General features: G+C 54.7%; 10 protein-coding genes and 1 pseudogene. 8 read left to right on the plus strand and 3 right to left on the minus strand.

Going from position 1 to position 17,064, the window contains the following annotated elements:
• Together gudD and HVX72_RS04325 are read left to right on the plus strand one after the other, a co-directional pair.
• Entirely contained in the window at window positions 1-1,341 is a 1,341-nt protein-coding gene (gudD, locus tag HVX72_RS04320) for a glucarate dehydratase (protein WP_042288813.1), read from the plus strand.
• A gap of 93 nt (window positions 1,342-1,434) precedes the next feature.
• Window positions 1,435-2,577 (plus strand): glycerate kinase, encoded by a 1,143-nt coding sequence (locus HVX72_RS04325; RefSeq protein WP_042288811.1) that lies wholly within the window; start codon window positions 1,435-1,437, stop codon window positions 2,575-2,577.
• Between the two features lie 89 nt (window positions 2,578-2,666).
• On the opposite strand, the gene barA is transcribed toward HVX72_RS04325, so the two are convergent.
• Window positions 2,667-5,423, minus strand: a complete 2,757-nt coding sequence (gene barA / locus HVX72_RS04330) for a two-component sensor histidine kinase BarA (protein WP_181822609.1) — start codon at window positions 5,421-5,423, stop codon at window positions 2,667-2,669.
• Between the two features lie 57 nt (window positions 5,424-5,480).
• Here barA and rlmD point away from each other — a divergent pair, with 57 nt between their 5' ends.
• From rlmD to queE, 6 genes are all read left to right on the plus strand, one after another.
• Window positions 5,481-6,779 carry a 23S rRNA (uracil(1939)-C(5))-methyltransferase RlmD gene (gene rlmD, locus HVX72_RS04335; protein WP_181822610.1) on the plus strand — a complete coding sequence of 433 codons (1,299 nt, stop codon included), beginning with the start codon at window positions 5,481-5,483 and terminating at the stop codon, window positions 6,777-6,779.
• Window positions 6,780-6,830: 51 nt separating this feature from the next.
• Window positions 6,831-9,065 carry a GTP diphosphokinase gene (relA, locus tag HVX72_RS04340; protein WP_181822611.1) on the plus strand — a complete coding sequence of 745 codons (2,235 nt, stop codon included), beginning with the start codon at window positions 6,831-6,833 and terminating at the stop codon, window positions 9,063-9,065.
• Between the two features lie 97 nt (window positions 9,066-9,162).
• Window positions 9,163-9,954: a nucleoside triphosphate pyrophosphohydrolase gene (mazG, locus tag HVX72_RS04345; protein WP_042288804.1), complete on the plus strand. Its 792-nt coding sequence runs from the start codon at window positions 9,163-9,165 to the stop codon at window positions 9,952-9,954.
• 223 nt (window positions 9,955-10,177) lie between these two features.
• Window positions 10,178-11,815, plus strand: a complete 1,638-nt coding sequence (gene pyrG, locus HVX72_RS04350) for a CTP synthase (glutamine hydrolyzing) (RefSeq protein WP_042288801.1) — start codon at window positions 10,178-10,180, stop codon at window positions 11,813-11,815.
• Between the two features lie 89 nt (window positions 11,816-11,904).
• Window positions 11,905-13,203 carry a phosphopyruvate hydratase gene (gene eno / locus HVX72_RS04355; protein ID WP_042288799.1) on the plus strand — a complete coding sequence of 433 codons (1,299 nt, stop codon included), beginning with the start codon at window positions 11,905-11,907 and terminating at the stop codon, window positions 13,201-13,203.
• Window positions 13,204-13,335: 132 nt separating this feature from the next.
• The gene (queE, locus tag HVX72_RS04360) at window positions 13,336-14,007 is read left to right on the plus strand and encodes a 7-carboxy-7-deazaguanine synthase QueE (RefSeq protein ID WP_042288797.1); all 672 of its coding nucleotides are present in this window, start codon (window positions 13,336-13,338) and stop codon (window positions 14,005-14,007) included.
• A 103-nt stretch (window positions 14,008-14,110) separates the two neighbouring features.
• Here queE and HVX72_RS04365 read toward each other — a convergent pair whose 3' ends face one another.
• Both HVX72_RS04365 and HVX72_RS04370 read right to left on the minus strand, forming a co-directional pair.
• On the minus strand, window positions 14,111-15,589 hold the full coding sequence (locus HVX72_RS04365) for an FGGY-family carbohydrate kinase (protein WP_181822612.1): 1,479 nt from the start codon (window positions 15,587-15,589) through the stop codon (window positions 14,111-14,113).
• Between the two features lie 26 nt (window positions 15,590-15,615).
• A pseudogene (locus HVX72_RS04370) lies at window positions 15,616-16,914 on the minus strand (MFS transporter).
• Window positions 16,915-17,064 lie beyond the last annotated feature (150 nt).

Genomic DNA, 17,064 nt, shown 5'->3' on the forward strand with positions numbered 1-17,064 from the left:
ATGAGCGCACAATTTACCACTCCCGTTGTTACCGCCATGCAGGTGATACCGGTTGCCGGTCACGACAGCATGCTGATGAACCTGAGCGGCGCGCACGCTCCGTTTTTCACGCGTAACATCGTCATTATCAAAGATAACTCTGGCCACACCGGCGTTGGTGAAATTCCTGGCGGCGAAAAGATCCGTAAGACACTGGAAGATGCGATCCCGCTGGTGGTGGGGAAAACGCTGGGCGAATACAAAAATGTGTTAACCGCGGTGCGGAATGAATTTGCCGATCGCGACGCGGGTGGTCGTGGCTTGCAGACCTTCGACCTGCGTACCACCATTCACGTGGTGACCGGTATCGAAGCGGCGCTGCTTGACCTGTTGGGTCAGCATCTTGGCGTTAACGTGGCGTCACTGCTCGGCGACGGACAGCAACGTAGCGAAGTGGAAATGCTCGGTTATCTGTTCTTCGTCGGTAACCGTAAAGCGACGCCGCTGCCGTACCAGAGCCAGCCGGATGAGCAATGCGACTGGTATCGCTTGCGCCATGAAGAAGCGATGACCCCGGATGCGGTGGTGCGCCTGGCGGAAGCCGCGTATGAAAAATATGGTTTCAATGACTTCAAACTGAAAGGCGGCGTGCTGGCCGGAGAAGAAGAAGCCGAGTCCATCGTGGCGCTGGCGAAACGCTTCCCGCAGGCGCGGGTGACGCTCGACCCGAACGGCGCATGGTCGCTGAATGAGGCGATTAAAATTGGTAAGTACCTGAAAGGCACGCTGGCCTATGCGGAAGATCCATGCGGCGCTGAGCAGGGCTTCTCCGGACGCGAAGTGATGGCGGAGTTCCGTCGCGCTACCGGCTTGCCGACGGCGACCAATATGATCGCAACCGACTGGCGTCAGATGGGCCATACTCTGTCGTTGCAATCCGTGGATATTCCGCTGGCGGATCCGCACTTCTGGACGATGCAAGGTTCTGTGCGCGTGGCGCAGATGTGCCACGAGTTTGGTCTGACCTGGGGCTCGCACTCTAATAACCATTTCGATATTTCACTGGCGATGTTTACCCATGTCGCGGCCGCCGCGCCGGGCAAGATCACCGCTATCGACACTCACTGGATCTGGCAGGAAGGCAACCAGCGTCTGACCAAAGAACCGTTCGAGATCAAAGGCGGTATGGTTCAGGTTCCGGCGAAACCGGGACTGGGCGTTGAGATCGACATGGATCAGGTGATGAAGGCGCATGAGCTGTATCAGAAACACGGCTTAGGCGCGCGTGACGACGCGATGGGCATGCAGTATCTGATTCCGAACTGGACCTTTGATAACAAGCGTCCTTGCATGGTGCGTTAAGACCTGTGCCGGTCCCCTTTCGGACCGGCCATTTTTTTATTTGAAGTATGACGGGTATATGCTTAACAGAGTCAACATGCGTAAGGACGATTTATGAAAATAGTGATCGCACCGGACTCATATAAGGAAAGTTTGAGTGCTCTTGAGGTGGCGAGCGCCATTGAACAGGGGTTTCGCGAGATCTGGCCCGATGCGGATTACGTCAAGCTGCCGGTCGCTGATGGCGGTGAAGGAACGGTTGAAGCCATGGTTGCGGCGACGGCGGGACGCATTGTTGACGTTGAGGTCATGGGGCCTCTGGGCGAGCCGACGCAGGCTTTTTATGGATTATCCGGCGATGCGCGCTCCGCCTTTATTGAAATGGCGGCGGCCAGCGGGCTGGAGCAGGTTCCTCCCCATCGGCGCGATCCGTTAAAAACCACCTCCTGGGGTACCGGAGAGCTTATTCGACATGCTCTGGACGCGGGCGTGGAACATATCATTATCGGGCTTGGCGGCAGCGCGACCAACGACGGCGGCGCGGGTATGGTTCAGGCGTTAGGGGCAAAACTGCTCGACGCCCGGCATGCCGACATCGCCCAGGGCGGCGCGGCGCTGGAAACCCTCGACCGCATTGATATTAGCCAGTTAGACCCGCGTCTGGCCGGATGTCGCATTGAGGTAGCGTGCGACGTCACCAATCCGTTGACCGGTAAGCAGGGCGCTTCAGCGGTGTTCGGGCCGCAAAAAGGGGCGACGCCGGAGATGATTGTGCGCCTGGATCGGGCGCTGGAACATTATGCTCAACTCATCGCCCGCGATCTGGATGTGGATGTCTCTACGCTTGCGGGCGGCGGCGCGGCAGGGGGAATGGGCGCGGCGCTGTATGCATTCTGCGGCGCGCAGCTGCGGCGCGGCATTGAGATTGTGACCGACGCGCTGCATCTCGATGCCTGCGTCGCCGACGCCGATCTGGTGATTACCGGCGAAGGGCGCATCGACAGCCAGACCATTCACGGTAAGGTGCCGGTTGGCGTGGCGAACGTGGCAAAACGCTATAACAAACCAGTGATCGCGATTGCCGGCAGCCTGACCGCGGACGTTGGCGTGGTGCACGAACATGGGCTGGATGCGGTGTTCAGCGTCATTTACTGCATCTGTACTCTGGACGACGCCCTGAAAAATGCGGAAGACAACGTGCGGATGACGGCGCGAAATGTGGCTGCAACGATCAAGATTGGGCGGCTTTCAGGCTAATTTCCCCAATGGCGCAACGCTTATCAGGCCTGCAATTATCCTGTCCGCAGGCCCGGTAAGCCGCTTACATTACTTCCGTCAATAGACAGTCACCCCAGTATCTTCTTCGCTTCGCGCGCCACGTTGTCCATCTCGTCGAGCAGTTCGAGGAATTCAGGTTCCAGTTCGCTTTCGGGCGTACCGTTACGTAACTGGCCTTCCAGCAGCTGACAGAGATTTTTCATCCGTGGAACCCCGCTGTAGCCACAGCTGCCGTGCAGCTTATGAATTAAATCGACTAACCCATCCGGGTTTTCGCCGACCAGTTGTTCTTCGATGCAGTTACGCACTTCCGGCAGGAAATCGATCAGCATTTGCAGCATATCGCGCGCCAGATCCGGTTTTCCTGCCGCCTGGCGCAGCGCCAATTGCCAGTCGAGCGTCGCGTTTGGATTAAAAACCGGCTCGGGCGGCTCAGCCGTCAGCATCCGCGTGGTGACGCCGGTGCCCGGTTTGTAGCGCAGCAGCAGGTTATGCAGCTTTTCTTCTTCAATCGGCTTCGCCAGATAATCATTCATACCGGCGCTCAGCAGCTTCTCCTTCTGACCCGCCATTGCATGTGCGGTCACGGCAATCACCGGCGTTTGCTGTTGGTGAGGAAGCTGGTGGATCAACTCACAGGCGCGAATGCCGTCCATATCCGGCATCTGAATATCCATCAGGATCAAGTCGAACTGCATCTGTCTGGCGCGATCCACCGCCTGTTGGCCGCTGTCGCAAAGCTCAACGTGCTGCACCAGATCGTCCAGTAAGGCGCCGATCAGTTTCAGGTTAGCGGGGTTATCATCTACCGCCATTACCGTCATGGCGATCTTGTTTTCGTCGGATGGCAGGGCGTCATGATGGTGATTCTGGCGGCACAACTCCACCAGCGCGGGCAGCAGGCGCGTTGAGGTCAGCGGTTTTAACAGACAACTCGCCACGCCGTCTTGCTTAAGTTTTTCCGCGTTAACCTGCGCGTGACAAGGCAGCGCCAGCATCAGGAAGTCGGTCATTTCCGTCGCCTGAATCAGGCGTTCATGCTGCATGGTCAGCGGTTCGTTGAAGGTCACGGCGACGCCCAGCAGCATGTAGTCGTAATGCTCTACCGCCAGCGCGGAGAATGAAGGACTGTAAATCACCTCCAGCGGCGTTTCCGCGAGGATATCTAAAGTGCATTGCGCGGCGGCGGCGTTTGGCTCAACGTAAGCGATGCGCTTCCCGGTCAGGCAGCCAGTGGCCGGACCATCGCTGACCACGTTCGGATTCAAATCCAGGTTGATATGGAACCAGAACGTCGAGCCCCGGTTCGGCTGGCTATGGAAGGAGATATCTCCCCCCATTTCATTGACCAGCTTCTGTGTAATCACCAGCCCCAGCCCAGTACCGCCATGGCGACGGGAGATACTGGCATCGGCCTGACGGAAGGCCTGGAACAGGCGTGACTGGTCGCGTTCAGGAATACCGATACCGGTATCACGAATCTGGACCTCTATCTGGACTTTGGTATTACTGATCGCGCGTTTCTCGACCAGAATATCGATGTTGCCGCTTTCGGTAAATTTGATCGCGTTGCCGACCAGGTTGGTAATCACCTGCTGTAAGCGCAGCGGGTCGCCGATGACGTTGTCCGGAACGTCATTTTTAATGTTAAGCGTCAGCTCAAGGCCTTTATCGTGGGACGAGTGCGCCAGCAACGTCACCACTTCATCCAGCGTATTGCGCAGGGCGAAGGGAATGCTTTCCAGAATCAGTTTGCCCGCTTCCAGCTTGGAAAAGTCCAGCACGTCGTTAATGATCGCCAGCAGATTATTTGCCGAACGCTCAATGGTGTTCAGGTGGTCACGCTGGGTGGTGTTCAGCTCTGTTTTCAGCGTCAGGCGAGTAAAGCCGATGACACCGTTAAGCGGCGTGCGTAGCTCATGGGACATATTGGCCAGAAACTCGGACTTGATGCGGGCGGCTTCCTGGGCGCGCTTCTTCGCCAGATCCAGCTCAACGTTCTGGATCTCCATCTGTTCAAGCGTTTCACGCAGATCGGAGGTTGCTTGGTCGATGTTGTGCTGCATCTCTTCGTGATAGGCGGCAAGCGACATCGCCATGGAGTTAATGCCGTTTTTCAGCATATCCAGTTCACCCAGCATGAAACCTTCAACCCGGCTGTCGAGTTGCCCGCGACGAATGCGATCCACCGTGTTGACCATGTTACGAATAGGCCCGGTTACGTCGCGCATCAGGCGCCAGCCAAAAATGAGCGCGATGCCGATGCAGAACAGCATCATCACCGTGGAGATGAAAATTTCTTTATACTGCTGCAGGCGAACAGACTTGAGATCCAGCTCAAGCGCCACATATCCCAGCATATTATGCGCATTTTTCGCGTCGGTTAACGCAGACTCGTCCGGTGAATAGCTTTCCGACACGATCGGCGTTCGCAGGATTAAAATGTCGCCATGGCGTTCCACGCTCAACCTGCGTGGAAACGGCAGACCCGGCGGAAGCTGGAGCTCCGACGGATTAAGATTAAAGTTCGATGTGACGAACAGGCGGTTATTCTCGTCGTAGACCGAAATCGCCCGCACGATCTCTGAATGGCGGCGATGCAGAACGCTAATCAACTGGCCGATAGATTCGCGGTTTTGCAGATTCATACCATATTCAGTGGAGACGGCGAGCGGCTCAATAATGCTCGCGCCGGCATCTTCCAGTTGACGCTGCAGGTCGTGATAGCGATGAACGACAAAGAAGATACTTAGCAATAAACCGATCAGTACGGTCGGCGCCAGGATCAGAATCATCATGCGAGCGCGCAGGCTGTAGTTGGTCATGGAGTTCCGTTATGGGACAATTAGGGTCACACTGTTAATTTGAGAATAATCTCGTCGATGGCGCAATTCTACTCTGCAAAACGGCGCGTGACGACGCGCCAGATCATAACCGTTACAGTCACTGACCTGGATGCCTTTGGTCAGGGCGTGGCGCGGCATAACGGAAAGGCGCTGTTTATCCCAGGATTACTGCCGCAGGAAAGTGCGGAGGTGGTCATTACTGAAGATAAAAAACAGTACGCCAGAGCGCAAGTGAAGCGCCGGTTAAATGAAAGCCCTGAGCGCGTCGCGCCGCGCTGCCCCCATTTTGGCGTTTGCGGCGGCTGCCAGCAGCAGCACGCCAGCGTTGCCCTGCAACAGCGCAGCAAATGCGCCGCGTTAGCGCGCCTGATGAAAAATGAGGTGGCGGAGGTCATCGCCGGGGAGCCGTGGGGTTATCGCCGTCGCGCGCGCTTAAGCCTCCATTACCCGCCGAAAACCCAGCAACTGCAGATGGGCTTTCGCCAGTCGGCGTCCAGCGACATTGTTGACGTCACCCGGTGCCCTGTTCTGGCGCCCCAGCTTGAGGCGCTGTTGCCTGACCTCAGGGCATGTCTGGAGACATTACAGGGAAAACGCCATCTGGGGCACGTCGAACTGGTGCAGGCGGGCAGCGGCACGCTGATGATCTTGCGCCATACGGCGCCATTAAGCGCCCATGACCGGGAAAAACTGGAACGCTTTTCGCATTCACAGAAACTGGCGCTTTATCTGGCGCCCGCTAGCGAGATACTGGCGTCCGTTTCGGGGCAAACGCCCTGGTACGAGTCAAACGGGCTACGCTTAAACTTTAGTCCCCGCGACTTTATCCAGGTCAACGAAGGGGTGAATCAGCAGATGGTCGCCCGGGCGCTGGCGTGGCTTGACGTACAGCCGGACGATCGCGTGCTTGACCTTTTTTGCGGCATGGGCAACTTCACGTTGCCGCTCGCGACGCTGGCGGCGAGCGTAGTGGGCGTCGAAGGCGTACCCGCGCTGGTTGAGAAAGGGCGTGAAAACGCGCGGCAAAATGCATTACAGAATGTGACATTCTTTCATGCCAATCTGGAAGAGGATGTTACCCAACAGCCGTGGGCGAAAAACGGCTTCGACAAGGTCCTGCTGGACCCTGCGCGCGCCGGGGCGGCGGGCGTGATGCAGCATCTTGTAAAATTACAGCCTGACCGCATTGTTTATGTATCCTGTAACCCTGCCACGCTGGCGCGGGACAGTGACGAATTATTACGTGCGGGATACCAAATTCAGCGGCTGGCAATGCTCGACATGTTCCCGCACACTGGGCACCTGGAATCAATGGTTCTGTTTGAGCGCAAGTAATAACTTCCGGCTTGCTGAATTCGGCAGGCCCGGTCCCTTAAGGAGAGGACAATGGTTGCGGTAAGAAGTGCACATCTAAATAAAGCTGGGGAATTTGATCCGAAAAAATGGATCGAAAGTCTTGGGATCGCCAGCCAGCAGTCGTGTGAACGCTTAGCCGAAACCTGGGCGTATTGCCTGCAACAGACACAGGGGCATCCGGACGCGGAACTGCTGCTGTGGCGCGGCGTCGAGATGGTGGAAATCCTTTCGACGCTGAGTATGGATATCGACACGCTGCGGGCGGCGCTGCTGTTCCCGTTAGCCGACGCCAACGTGGTCAGCGAAGACGTTCTGCGCGAAAGCGTGGGCAAATCGATCGTCAACCTGATCCATGGCGTGCGTGACATGGCGGCGATTCGCCAGCTTAAAGCCACGCACACCGACTCCGTTTCGTCCGAGCAGGTCGATAATGTTCGCCGTATGCTACTGGCGATGGTGGACGATTTCCGCTGTGTGGTCATTAAGCTTGCCGAACGTATTGCCCATCTGCGTGAGGTGAAAGACGCGCCGGAAGATGAGCGCGTGCTGGCGGCGAAAGAGTGCACGAACATTTACGCTCCGCTGGCCAACCGTCTGGGTATTGGTCAGTTGAAATGGGAGCTGGAAGATTACTGCTTCCGCTATCTGCATCCGGCGGAATACAAGCGTATCGCCAAACTGCTGCATGAGCGTCGTATCGATCGCGAACACTATATTGAAGAGTTCGTTGGCCATCTGCGCGCCGAAATGAAAACCGAAGGCGTGAAGGCGGAAGTTTACGGACGTCCGAAACATATCTACAGCATCTGGCGCAAGATGCAGAAAAAAGATCTGGCGTTTGACGAGCTGTTTGACGTACGCGCCGTGCGTATCGTCGCCGAGCGTTTGCAGGACTGCTACGCCGCGCTGGGCATTGTGCACACCCACTATCGTCATTTGCCGGATGAGTTTGACGACTACGTCGCTAACCCAAAACCAAACGGTTATCAGTCTATTCATACCGTGGTGCTGGGGCCGGGCGGTAAAACCGTTGAGATTCAAATCCGCACCAAACAGATGCACGAAGATGCCGAGCTGGGCGTCGCCGCGCACTGGAAGTATAAAGAAGGGGCGGCGGCAGGCGGCGCGCGTTCGGGTCATGAGGATCGCATCGCCTGGCTGCGTAAGCTGATCGCCTGGCAGGAAGAGATGGCGGATTCGGGCGAAATGCTCGATGAAGTGCGCAGCCAGGTTTTTGACGACCGGGTGTATGTGTTTACGCCAAAAGGCGATGTGGTCGACTTACCTGCGGGCTCCACGCCGCTTGACTTCGCCTATCACATTCACAGTGACGTGGGGCATCGTTGCATCGGGGCGAAAATTGGCGGGCGTATCGTGCCGTTTACCTATCAGTTGCAGATGGGCGATCAGATCGAAATCATCACCCAGAAGCAGCCGAACCCCAGCCGCGACTGGCTTAACCCGAACCTGGGCTATGTCACCACCAGCCGCGGACGCTCAAAAATCCACGCCTGGTTCCGCAAGCAGGATCGCGACAAGAATATCCTTGCCGGTCGCCAGATCCTTGACGATGAGCTGTCGCATCTGGGGATCAGCCTGAAAGAGGCTGAAAAACTGCTGCTGCCGCGCTACAACTTTAACGAGCTGGAGGAACTGCTGGCGGCGATCGGCGGCGGCGATATCCGCCTTAACCAGATGGTCAACTTCCTGCAGTCGCAGTTCAACAAACCGAGCGCGGCTGAAGAAGATGCCGCCGCGCTGAAACAGCTTCAGCAGAAAACTTACGCGCCGCAGAATCGCCGGAAAGACGACGGTCGGGTTGTGGTGGAAGGGGTTGGCAACCTGATGCACCACATCGCGCGTTGCTGCCAGCCGATTCCGGGCGATGAGATCGTCGGATTCATCACTCAGGGGCGCGGGATTTCCGTTCACCGCGCCGACTGCGAACAACTGGTGGAACTGCGCTCGCATGCGCCGGAGCGGATTGTGGATGCGGTGTGGGGCGAAAGCTATTCGGCCGGTTACTCGCTGGTGGTGCGCGTTCAGGCTAACGACCGCAGCGGGTTATTGCGTGATATCACCACCATTCTGGCGAACGAAAAGGTCAACGTGCTGGGCGTCGCCAGCCGCAGCGACACGAAGCAGCAACTGGCGACCATCGATATGACCATCGAAATCTACAACCTGCAGGTGCTGGGTCGCGTTCTCAGCAAGCTCAACCAGGTGCCGGATGTGATTGACGCGCGTCGTCTGCACGGCAATTAACGATAATACAGGCCGGATCGCGCGGTACGCCGCCATCCGGCTTTTTTTTTGCCCGACAGCGTTTGGCTTGACGGGCCTGGAGGTTCAGGACATACCCATGACACAAATTGATCGCCTGCTTAACATCATGCAGCGCCTGCGCGACCCGGAAAACGGCTGCCCGTGGGACAAAGAACAGACTTTTGCCACCATTGCGCCCTATACGCTGGAAGAAACCTATGAAGTCCTTGACGCGATTGCGCGCGAAGACTTTGACGATCTGCGCGGCGAATTGGGCGATCTGCTGTTTCAGGTGGTGTTTTACGCGCAAATGGCGCAGGAAGAAGGGCGCTTTGATTTCAATGATATTTGCGCTGCCATCAGCGACAAACTCGAACGCCGTCACCCGCACGTTTTTGCGGACGTTTCCGCCAGCAACAGTACGGAAGTCCTGACTCGCTGGGAGCAGATCAAAACCGAAGAACGGGCGCAAAAAGCGCAGCATTCCGCGCTGGATGATATCCCGCGCAGCTTACCCGCGCTGATGCGGGCGCAGAAAATCCAGAAGCGTTGTTCAAACGTCGGGTTTGACTGGACCACGCTCGGGCCGGTCGTCGATAAAGTGTATGAAGAAATCGACGAGGTGATGTATGAAGCCCGACAGGCGGTGGTTGACCAGGCTAAACTCGAGGAAGAAATGGGGGATCTGCTGTTTGCCACCGTCAATATGGCGCGTCATTTGGGGACCAAAGCCGAGATTGCCCTGCAAAAAGCCAACGAGAAATTTGAGCGTCGTTTTCGCGAAGTCGAACGGATTGTTGCGGCGCGCGGCCTGGAAATGACAGGAGTCGATCTGGAAACCATGGAAGACGTGTGGCAGGAAGTAAAACGCCAGGAAACTGATCTCTAACGGAATTTTGCGAACAAGCGCTATTTGTACGGTTTTTTAAATGACAAGCGCTTGATTTGCGTCAAAAACATTTACCCAAAAGGGGCTATTTTCTCACTCCTTATGATAGTCCTGGCCTGGGAAGGAGACGGAGAATGAAAGTTTGTGGCGCTCGCTGTGTTCGGGTATACTACTTTCCCGTCCTGGTTATTCCATCGTTTCACCCTAACTTCTCAGGTTCAGCATGACAACGAACTATATTTTTGTGACCGGCGGGGTCGTATCCTCTCTGGGTAAAGGCATTGCCGCAGCCTCCCTCGCAGCCATTCTTGAAGCCCGTGGCCTCAATGTGACCATGATGAAACTGGATCCGTACATCAACGTCGATCCTGGCACCATGAGCCCAACCCAACACGGGGAAGTGTTCGTTACTGAAGACGGCGCTGAAACCGATCTGGATCTTGGCCACTACGAGCGTTTCATCCGTACCAAAATGACCCGTCGTAACAACTTTACGACTGGCCGTATCTACTCTGATGTTCTGCGTAAAGAGCGCCGTGGTGACTATCTGGGCGCAACCGTGCAGGTTATCCCACACATCACCAACGCCATTAAAGAACGCGTCCTTGCCGGTGGCGAAGGGCATGACGTTGTGCTGGTTGAAATCGGCGGTACCGTAGGGGATATCGAATCCCTGCCTTTCCTCGAAGCGATTCGTCAGCTGGCGGTCGATATTGGTCGTGAACATGCGCTGTTCATGCACCTGACGCTGGTGCCTTACATGGCGGCGGCTGGTGAAGTAAAAACCAAACCGACACAGCACTCCGTTAAAGAGCTGCTTTCCATTGGAATTCAGCCAGACATCCTGGTTTGCCGTTCCGATCGCGCGATTCCGGCAAACGAACGTGCGAAAATTGCATTGTTCTGTAACGTGCCTGAAAAAGCCGTTATTTCAATGAAAGATGTCGATTCCATTTATAAAATTCCGGGCCTGTTGAAATCTCAGGGTCTGGACGATTATATTTGTAAACGATTCAGCTTGAACTGTCCGGAAGCTAACCTGTCTGAATGGGAACAGGTAATTTATGAAGAAGCCAATCCGGGCGGCGAAGTGACTATCGGTATGGTCGGCAAATACATTGAACTGCCGGACGCCTATAAGTCGGTTATCGAAGCGCTGAAACACGGTGGTCTGAAGAATCGCGTCTCCGTCAACATCAAGCTGATTGATTCGCAGGATGTTGAAACGCGCGGCGTCGAAATTCTGAAAGATCTGGACGCTATTCTCATCCCTGGCGGCTTCGGCTACCGTGGTGTTGAAGGCAAGATCGCCACTGCACGCTATGCGCGTGAGAACAATATTCCTTACCTCGGCATTTGCCTGGGTATGCAGGTTGCGCTGATCGAATTTGCGCGCAACGTAGCGGGAATGGAAAACGCGAACTCTACGGAATTTGTGCCAGACTGTAAGTACCCTGTCGTGGCGCTGATTACGGAATGGCGCGACGAAGACGGTAACGTCGAGGTCCGTACCGAGAAAAGCGATCTGGGTGGTACTATGCGTCTTGGCGCACAGGCTTGCCAGTTGTCCGACGATAGCGTGGTTCGCCAGCTGTACGGCCAGCCAGTCATCACCGAGCGCCATCGTCACCGCTATGAAGTCAACAACATGTTGTTGAAACAAATTGAAGCTGCGGGTCTGCGCGTTGCGGGCCGCTCCGGGGACGATCAGTTAGTCGAGATCATCGAGGTGCCTAACCATCCGTGGTTCGTTGCCTGCCAGTTCCACCCGGAATTTACTTCAACGCCGCGTGACGGGCATCCGCTGTTTGCAGGCTTCGTGAAGGCCGCCAGCGAGTATCAGAAGCGTCAGGCGAAGTAAGAAGTAAACAAGTTAGAACGGCAACGCGTACCAAAGGTACGCGTTGTTTGTCTGGAGTTTTAGTTAACTAGTGACTCGAGGAAAACCTAATGTCCAAAATCGTTAAAGTCATCGGTCGTGAAATCATCGACTCCCGTGGTAACCCGACTGTTGAAGCCGAAGTACACCTGGAAGGTGGTTTCGTCGGTATGGCAGCTGCCCCGTCAGGTGCCTCTACGGGTTCCCGCGAAGCGCTGGAACTGCGCGATGGCGACAAATCCCGTTTCCTGGGTAAAGGCGTAACCAAAGCAGTTGGCGCGGTTAACGGTCCGATCGCTCAGGCTATCCTTGGCAAAGACGCCAAAGATCAGGCTGGTATCGACAAGATCATGATCGATCTGGACGGTACTGAAAACAAATCCAACTTCGGTGCGAACGCAATCCTGGCGGTATCTCTGGCTAACGCCAAAGCCGCTGCAGCCTCTAAAGGCATGCCGCTGTACGAGCACATCGCTGAACTGAACGGTACTCCGGGCAAATACTCCATGCCGGTTCCGATGATGAACATCATCAACGGTGGCGAGCACGCTGACAACAACGTCGACATCCAGGAATTCATGATTCAGCCGGTTGGCGCGAAAACCGTTAAAGAAGCCATCCGCATGGGTTCTGAAGTTTTCCATCACCTGGCAAAAGTGCTGAAAGGCAAAGGCATGAACACTGCGGTGGGTGACGAAGGGGGTTACGCGCCGAACCTGGGTTCTAACGCCGAAGCACTGGCTGTTATCGCTGAAGCGGTAAAAGCGGCTGGCTACGAGCTGGGCAAAGACATCACTCTGGCGATGGACTGCGCAGCGTCTGAATTCTACAAAGACGGTAAATACGTTCTGGCTGGCGAAGGCAACAAAGCGTTCACCTCTGAAGAATTCACTCACTTCCTGGAAGAACTGACCAAGCAGTACCCGATCGTCTCTATCGAAGACGGTCTGGACGAGTCTGACTGGGACGGTTTCGCATACCAGACTAAAGTCCTGGGCGACAAAATTCAGCTGGTGGGCGACGACCTGTTCGTGACTAACACCAAGATCCTGAAAGAAGGTATCGAGAAAGGCATCGCTAACTCCATCCTGATCAAATTCAACCAGATCGGTTCTCTGACCGAAACCCTGGCTGCAATCAAGATGGCGAAAGACGCGGGCTACACTGCCGTTATCTCTCACCGTTCTGGCGAAACTGAAGATGCGACCATCGCTGACCTGGCTGTAGGTACCGCTGCTGGCCAGATCAAAACCGGTTCCATGAGCCGTTCTGACCGCGTTGCTAAATACAACCAGCTGATCCGTATCGAAGAAGCGCTGGGCGAAAAAGCACCGTACAACGGTCGTAAAGAGATCAAAGGCCAGGCGTAATCCTGAACTTTCGTTCTTCTAAAAAACCCGCTTCGGCGGGTTTTTTTATGCCTGCGGTAAAGCAGCTCTCGCACATGACCTTAAGGGCAACATCTGCGATACTTAACGTTTATTCCCCTTACAGAGATGACTATGCAGTACCCGATTAACGAGATGTTCCAGACCCTGCAAGGCGAGGGTTATTTTACCGGCGTTCCCGCTATTTTTATTCGCTTACAGGGATGCCCGGTTGGCTGCGCCTGGTGTGATACCAAACATACATGGGATAAGCTCGCGGATCGGGAAGTGTCGCTGTTCAGCATTCTGGCGAAAACTAAAGAGAGCGATAAATGGGGGGCAGGCAGTGCAGAAGATCTGCTTGCCATCATTGGTCGACAGGGCTGGACGGCTCGCCATGTGGTGATCACAGGAGGGGAACCCTGCATTCACGATCTGATGCCGCTAACCGAACTGCTCGAAAAGAATGGCTTTAGTTGCCAGATAGAAACCAGCGGCACTCATGAAGTGCGCTGTTCTCACTCAACATGGGTCACGGTCTCACCAAAAGTGAATATGCGTGGCGGTTACGACGTGCTGTCGCAAGCGCTTGAGCGTGCTGATGAAATCAAACATCCTGTGGGACGTGTGCGTGACATTGAAGCGCTGGACGAACTGTTGGCGACGCTGACGGACGAAAAGCAGCGCGTTATCGCACTCCAACCCATCAGCCAGAAAGACGATGCGACCCGACTGTGCATTGAAACCTGTATCGCCCGCAACTGGCGGTTGTCGATGCAAACGCATAAATATTTGAACATTGCCTGACAACCGCGTCAGACGTCACAGTGCAGGCCGGATAAGGCGCTTCGCGCCGCTATCCGGCACAGGGCGGGGCCGCCATGCCGGATCTGACGGTGTAGCGGGTACGTTATGCGTTAGACCAGCTTTGAATCGAGTCGACGTTATCCAGACTGCCATGCAGCACTTCATACGATTTTTTCAGAATCACATCGGTATGGCTGGTTAAATCGCGGAAGATCCCTTTATTCAATGCATCATAGCGCCTGGCGTGGCTCTCTGTCGGCATGAAGACATCTTTTACCCGCACCATTTTTTCTGTCGCCGTCTCATAGTCCGGATATAATCCAAGCCCTACCGCTGTATTGATAGCGGCCCCAAGACTGGCGCAACCGTTTATCACATTCCGCCTCGTTGGCAGGTTGAACACATCGGCAAAGATTTGCATAAACAGATCGCTGTTTGAACCGCCCCCCGTAATGATGAGATGTCTGGCAAAGCGGCCCATTTCATTACACATCTCGTCGTAGTTATTTTTCAGGGTCAGGGCAACGCTCTCCAGAATGGAGCGATAGATCCAGGCGTAGTCCATACTGGAATCAAAACCAATCATTATGCCGCGCTTGAAGGGTTCCCAGGGATTGGTGAGCCAGTCCAGAACGGTCATCAGGCCGTTGCAGCCAGGTGGAACGCAGGCGGCTTTTTTATTTAACAAATCCTCGGGGGAAAGATCCTGCGCTTTTGCCTCCGCAATCAACGATTCACCCAACATATCGCGCAACCAACTGACCGTCCACATGCCTTTACGGATACCATAGCCTTCATACAGTAAGGTTTCAGGAACAGAAGACATAATCGGCCAGTAAGCGCGCGGTTCTACAGGCAGCGTTTTACCGTTCATCATCAGGGCGATATAAGTGCCCAGAGAAATCACTGCGGTTTCGTCGTCCAGTAATCCCGCGCCCAGCGCCTCTACCGGTTTATCGCTGGTGGTGCAGACGACGGGTAATCCAACTGGGAAATGGGTAGCCAGTGCAGCCTCGCGGGTCAGATGACCGAGCACGGTGCCGGGCATCTGAACATCAAACAGCATATTGCGTGGGATATTGAATTTCCTGATAACCTCTTCATCGTCACTCCATGTCCAGGTCTTATAATCCACCGGCCACTGGCCAAAATAATTGGCGATGTTGTCTTTAAACTCGCCGGTTAAGCGATGAGACAGATAACCTGAAAATGACGTAACGTAGGTCACATCGGGGTTGTTGTGCTCATAGGGACGCGTAACGCGCGCATCCTGCCAGCTTATCAGCGGAGCGGCCGGGGTGCCGTCGGCTTTAAGCAAAGCGCGACAGCAGCGAATGGAGCCAAGCCCAATGCCGACAATGTCCTTTTTATCTCCCGCGAACTGGCTCATTAATTCTCTGCCGGCAAAGCATAAAGAGGTCCATAAATCGTCGTCAGGATGTTCTGCGGTATCAGCATCCGGCGTGTGCATAGGTTGCAGTTGCCCTTTACCTTCACAAACAATATTGCCATTCAGATCGTACATCACAACTTTGGTACTCTGACTTCCACCATCAATTCCAATGATGTATTTCTTCGACATTGCCATTCTCCTTTAATTTTCTCTCTTCACTCGCCGGTGGTATCAGCAGCCAGTGAGGTTAACTTTTCCGGTACGGCGTTGGCGGTACGAATTTTGCGAAACAGTAAGAAGGTAAAAAAGATCACCATGCACAGCGCCGCCAGTCCCATCAGCCACATGTTGCGGTAAGCTTCGGCAGCTGGCAGGGTGTCCTGCCAGTACCCGACGATCGGATAGACAAAGACGTCTGGCAGGAAACCGATCACTGAACAGATCCCTACGGTGGTTCCCATAATGTAAGACGGCGTTCTGGCTTCGCCGGGACAGGCCCAGTACAGCCCACGGGAGGCGTAACAGGTGAAACCGAGGAGCAGAATCAACCCGATCCCCATCACCACGGACTGCGGATTGGTATTGGTCGCCAGCAGTGCGATGAGCGTGAGCGCGCCGACACAGGAGAGCAACTGGATCACCCGCGTAGGGGATTTGATTTTGCTGTAAGTGGTAATGATCCCACCCAACGGTCCGCAGATCGCACGGAAGATTTTATTGATGACGATCCCCATGTAGCTTGCCGCCACCAGCGACATGCCGTACATTTCGGTCAGATAATTGGTGGAGTAGCTGAGAATGGCATAGATGGTAAAGACGCCGAAAATGACCATACTGCAGTACCATGTCGTGCTGATACGCAATACCGCCAGAATATCGCGTAGCTGAAACGTCTGTTTTTCGACCGCCACACTGTCGCGACGGGCGTGGCTGTCGCTAACGAAGAACCAGCATAAAATGCCCAGCAGGATGTACACAACGCTGTAAATCAGAATCACGGCCTTCAGGCTGTTGCTGTCATCCGGCGCGAAGCGGGAAAAGACCCACATAGTGAATACCGCCAGTGACATAACGCCCACGCCGCGAAGCCCTTCCATCCAACCCATTATTTTGCCCTGCTCGCTGTGGTCTCCCAGCAGTGACGCGGCTTTGATTGAGACTGACCACAGCATCAGGATCGTGGTGACTGCAAAAGCGACCTGGATACAGAGCATGACCTACAACGGTGGGTAAGTCATCATCAGCAGACCGAGCATGCCGGTTAATATCATTGCTGAGGTAATCATTTTGCGATGCGAAAATTTATCGGCAATAACCCCGCTGGGAGCATAAAGAATAATAGCGGCAACGCCGAACGTACTCATTATTAGCCCGATTTCGGTATTGCTAAACCCCATAAATTTTGCCATGGGAATCTGATATATATAGCGTAAATAAGCCAGATCGAAACTGACGCCTCCGCTAAAGCTTATAATAGCGAGGGTTATCCAACGACGATATGAGTTCTGGTGCATATCGAATTCCCATTTTTGACAGACAAAAAAAAGAGAAAAGTAAACCGCCTTTTCAGGTGGATTACTTTTCTCAGGTCTCTAGTAATTGCATTCAGAAATAGCATGGAAGGGCTAATAAGTGTGTGAGAATAATCACGCTTCTGGATGTTT

The organism is Citrobacter sp. RHB21-C05, assembly GCF_013889015.1.
In the GTDB taxonomy this organism is placed as follows: Bacteria; Pseudomonadota; Gammaproteobacteria; order Enterobacterales; family Enterobacteriaceae; genus Citrobacter_A; species Citrobacter_A sedlakii.

What these genes read in the sequence shown, in the direction of transcription:
- gudD (WP_042288813.1), top strand. Translation starts at nt 1, where the DNA reads ATGAGCGCACAATTTACCACTCCCGTTGTTACCGCCATGCAGGTGATA.
- HVX72_RS04325 (WP_042288811.1), top strand. Translation starts at nt 1,435, where the DNA reads ATGAAAATAGTGATCGCACCGGACTCATATAAGGAAAGTTTGAGTGCT.
- barA (WP_181822609.1), bottom strand. Translation starts at nt 5,423, where the DNA reads ATGACCAACTACAGCCTGCGCGCTCGCATGATGATTCTGATCCTGGCG.
- rlmD (WP_181822610.1), top strand. Translation starts at nt 5,481, where the DNA reads ATGGCGCAATTCTACTCTGCAAAACGGCGCGTGACGACGCGCCAGATC.
- relA (WP_181822611.1), top strand. Translation starts at nt 6,831, where the DNA reads ATGGTTGCGGTAAGAAGTGCACATCTAAATAAAGCTGGGGAATTTGAT.
- mazG (WP_042288804.1), top strand. Translation starts at nt 9,163, where the DNA reads ATGACACAAATTGATCGCCTGCTTAACATCATGCAGCGCCTGCGCGAC.
- pyrG (WP_042288801.1), top strand. Translation starts at nt 10,178, where the DNA reads ATGACAACGAACTATATTTTTGTGACCGGCGGGGTCGTATCCTCTCTG.
- eno (WP_042288799.1), top strand. Translation starts at nt 11,905, where the DNA reads ATGTCCAAAATCGTTAAAGTCATCGGTCGTGAAATCATCGACTCCCGT.
- queE (WP_042288797.1), top strand. Translation starts at nt 13,336, where the DNA reads ATGCAGTACCCGATTAACGAGATGTTCCAGACCCTGCAAGGCGAGGGT.
- HVX72_RS04365 (WP_181822612.1), bottom strand. Translation starts at nt 15,589, where the DNA reads ATGTCGAAGAAATACATCATTGGAATTGATGGTGGAAGTCAGAGTACC.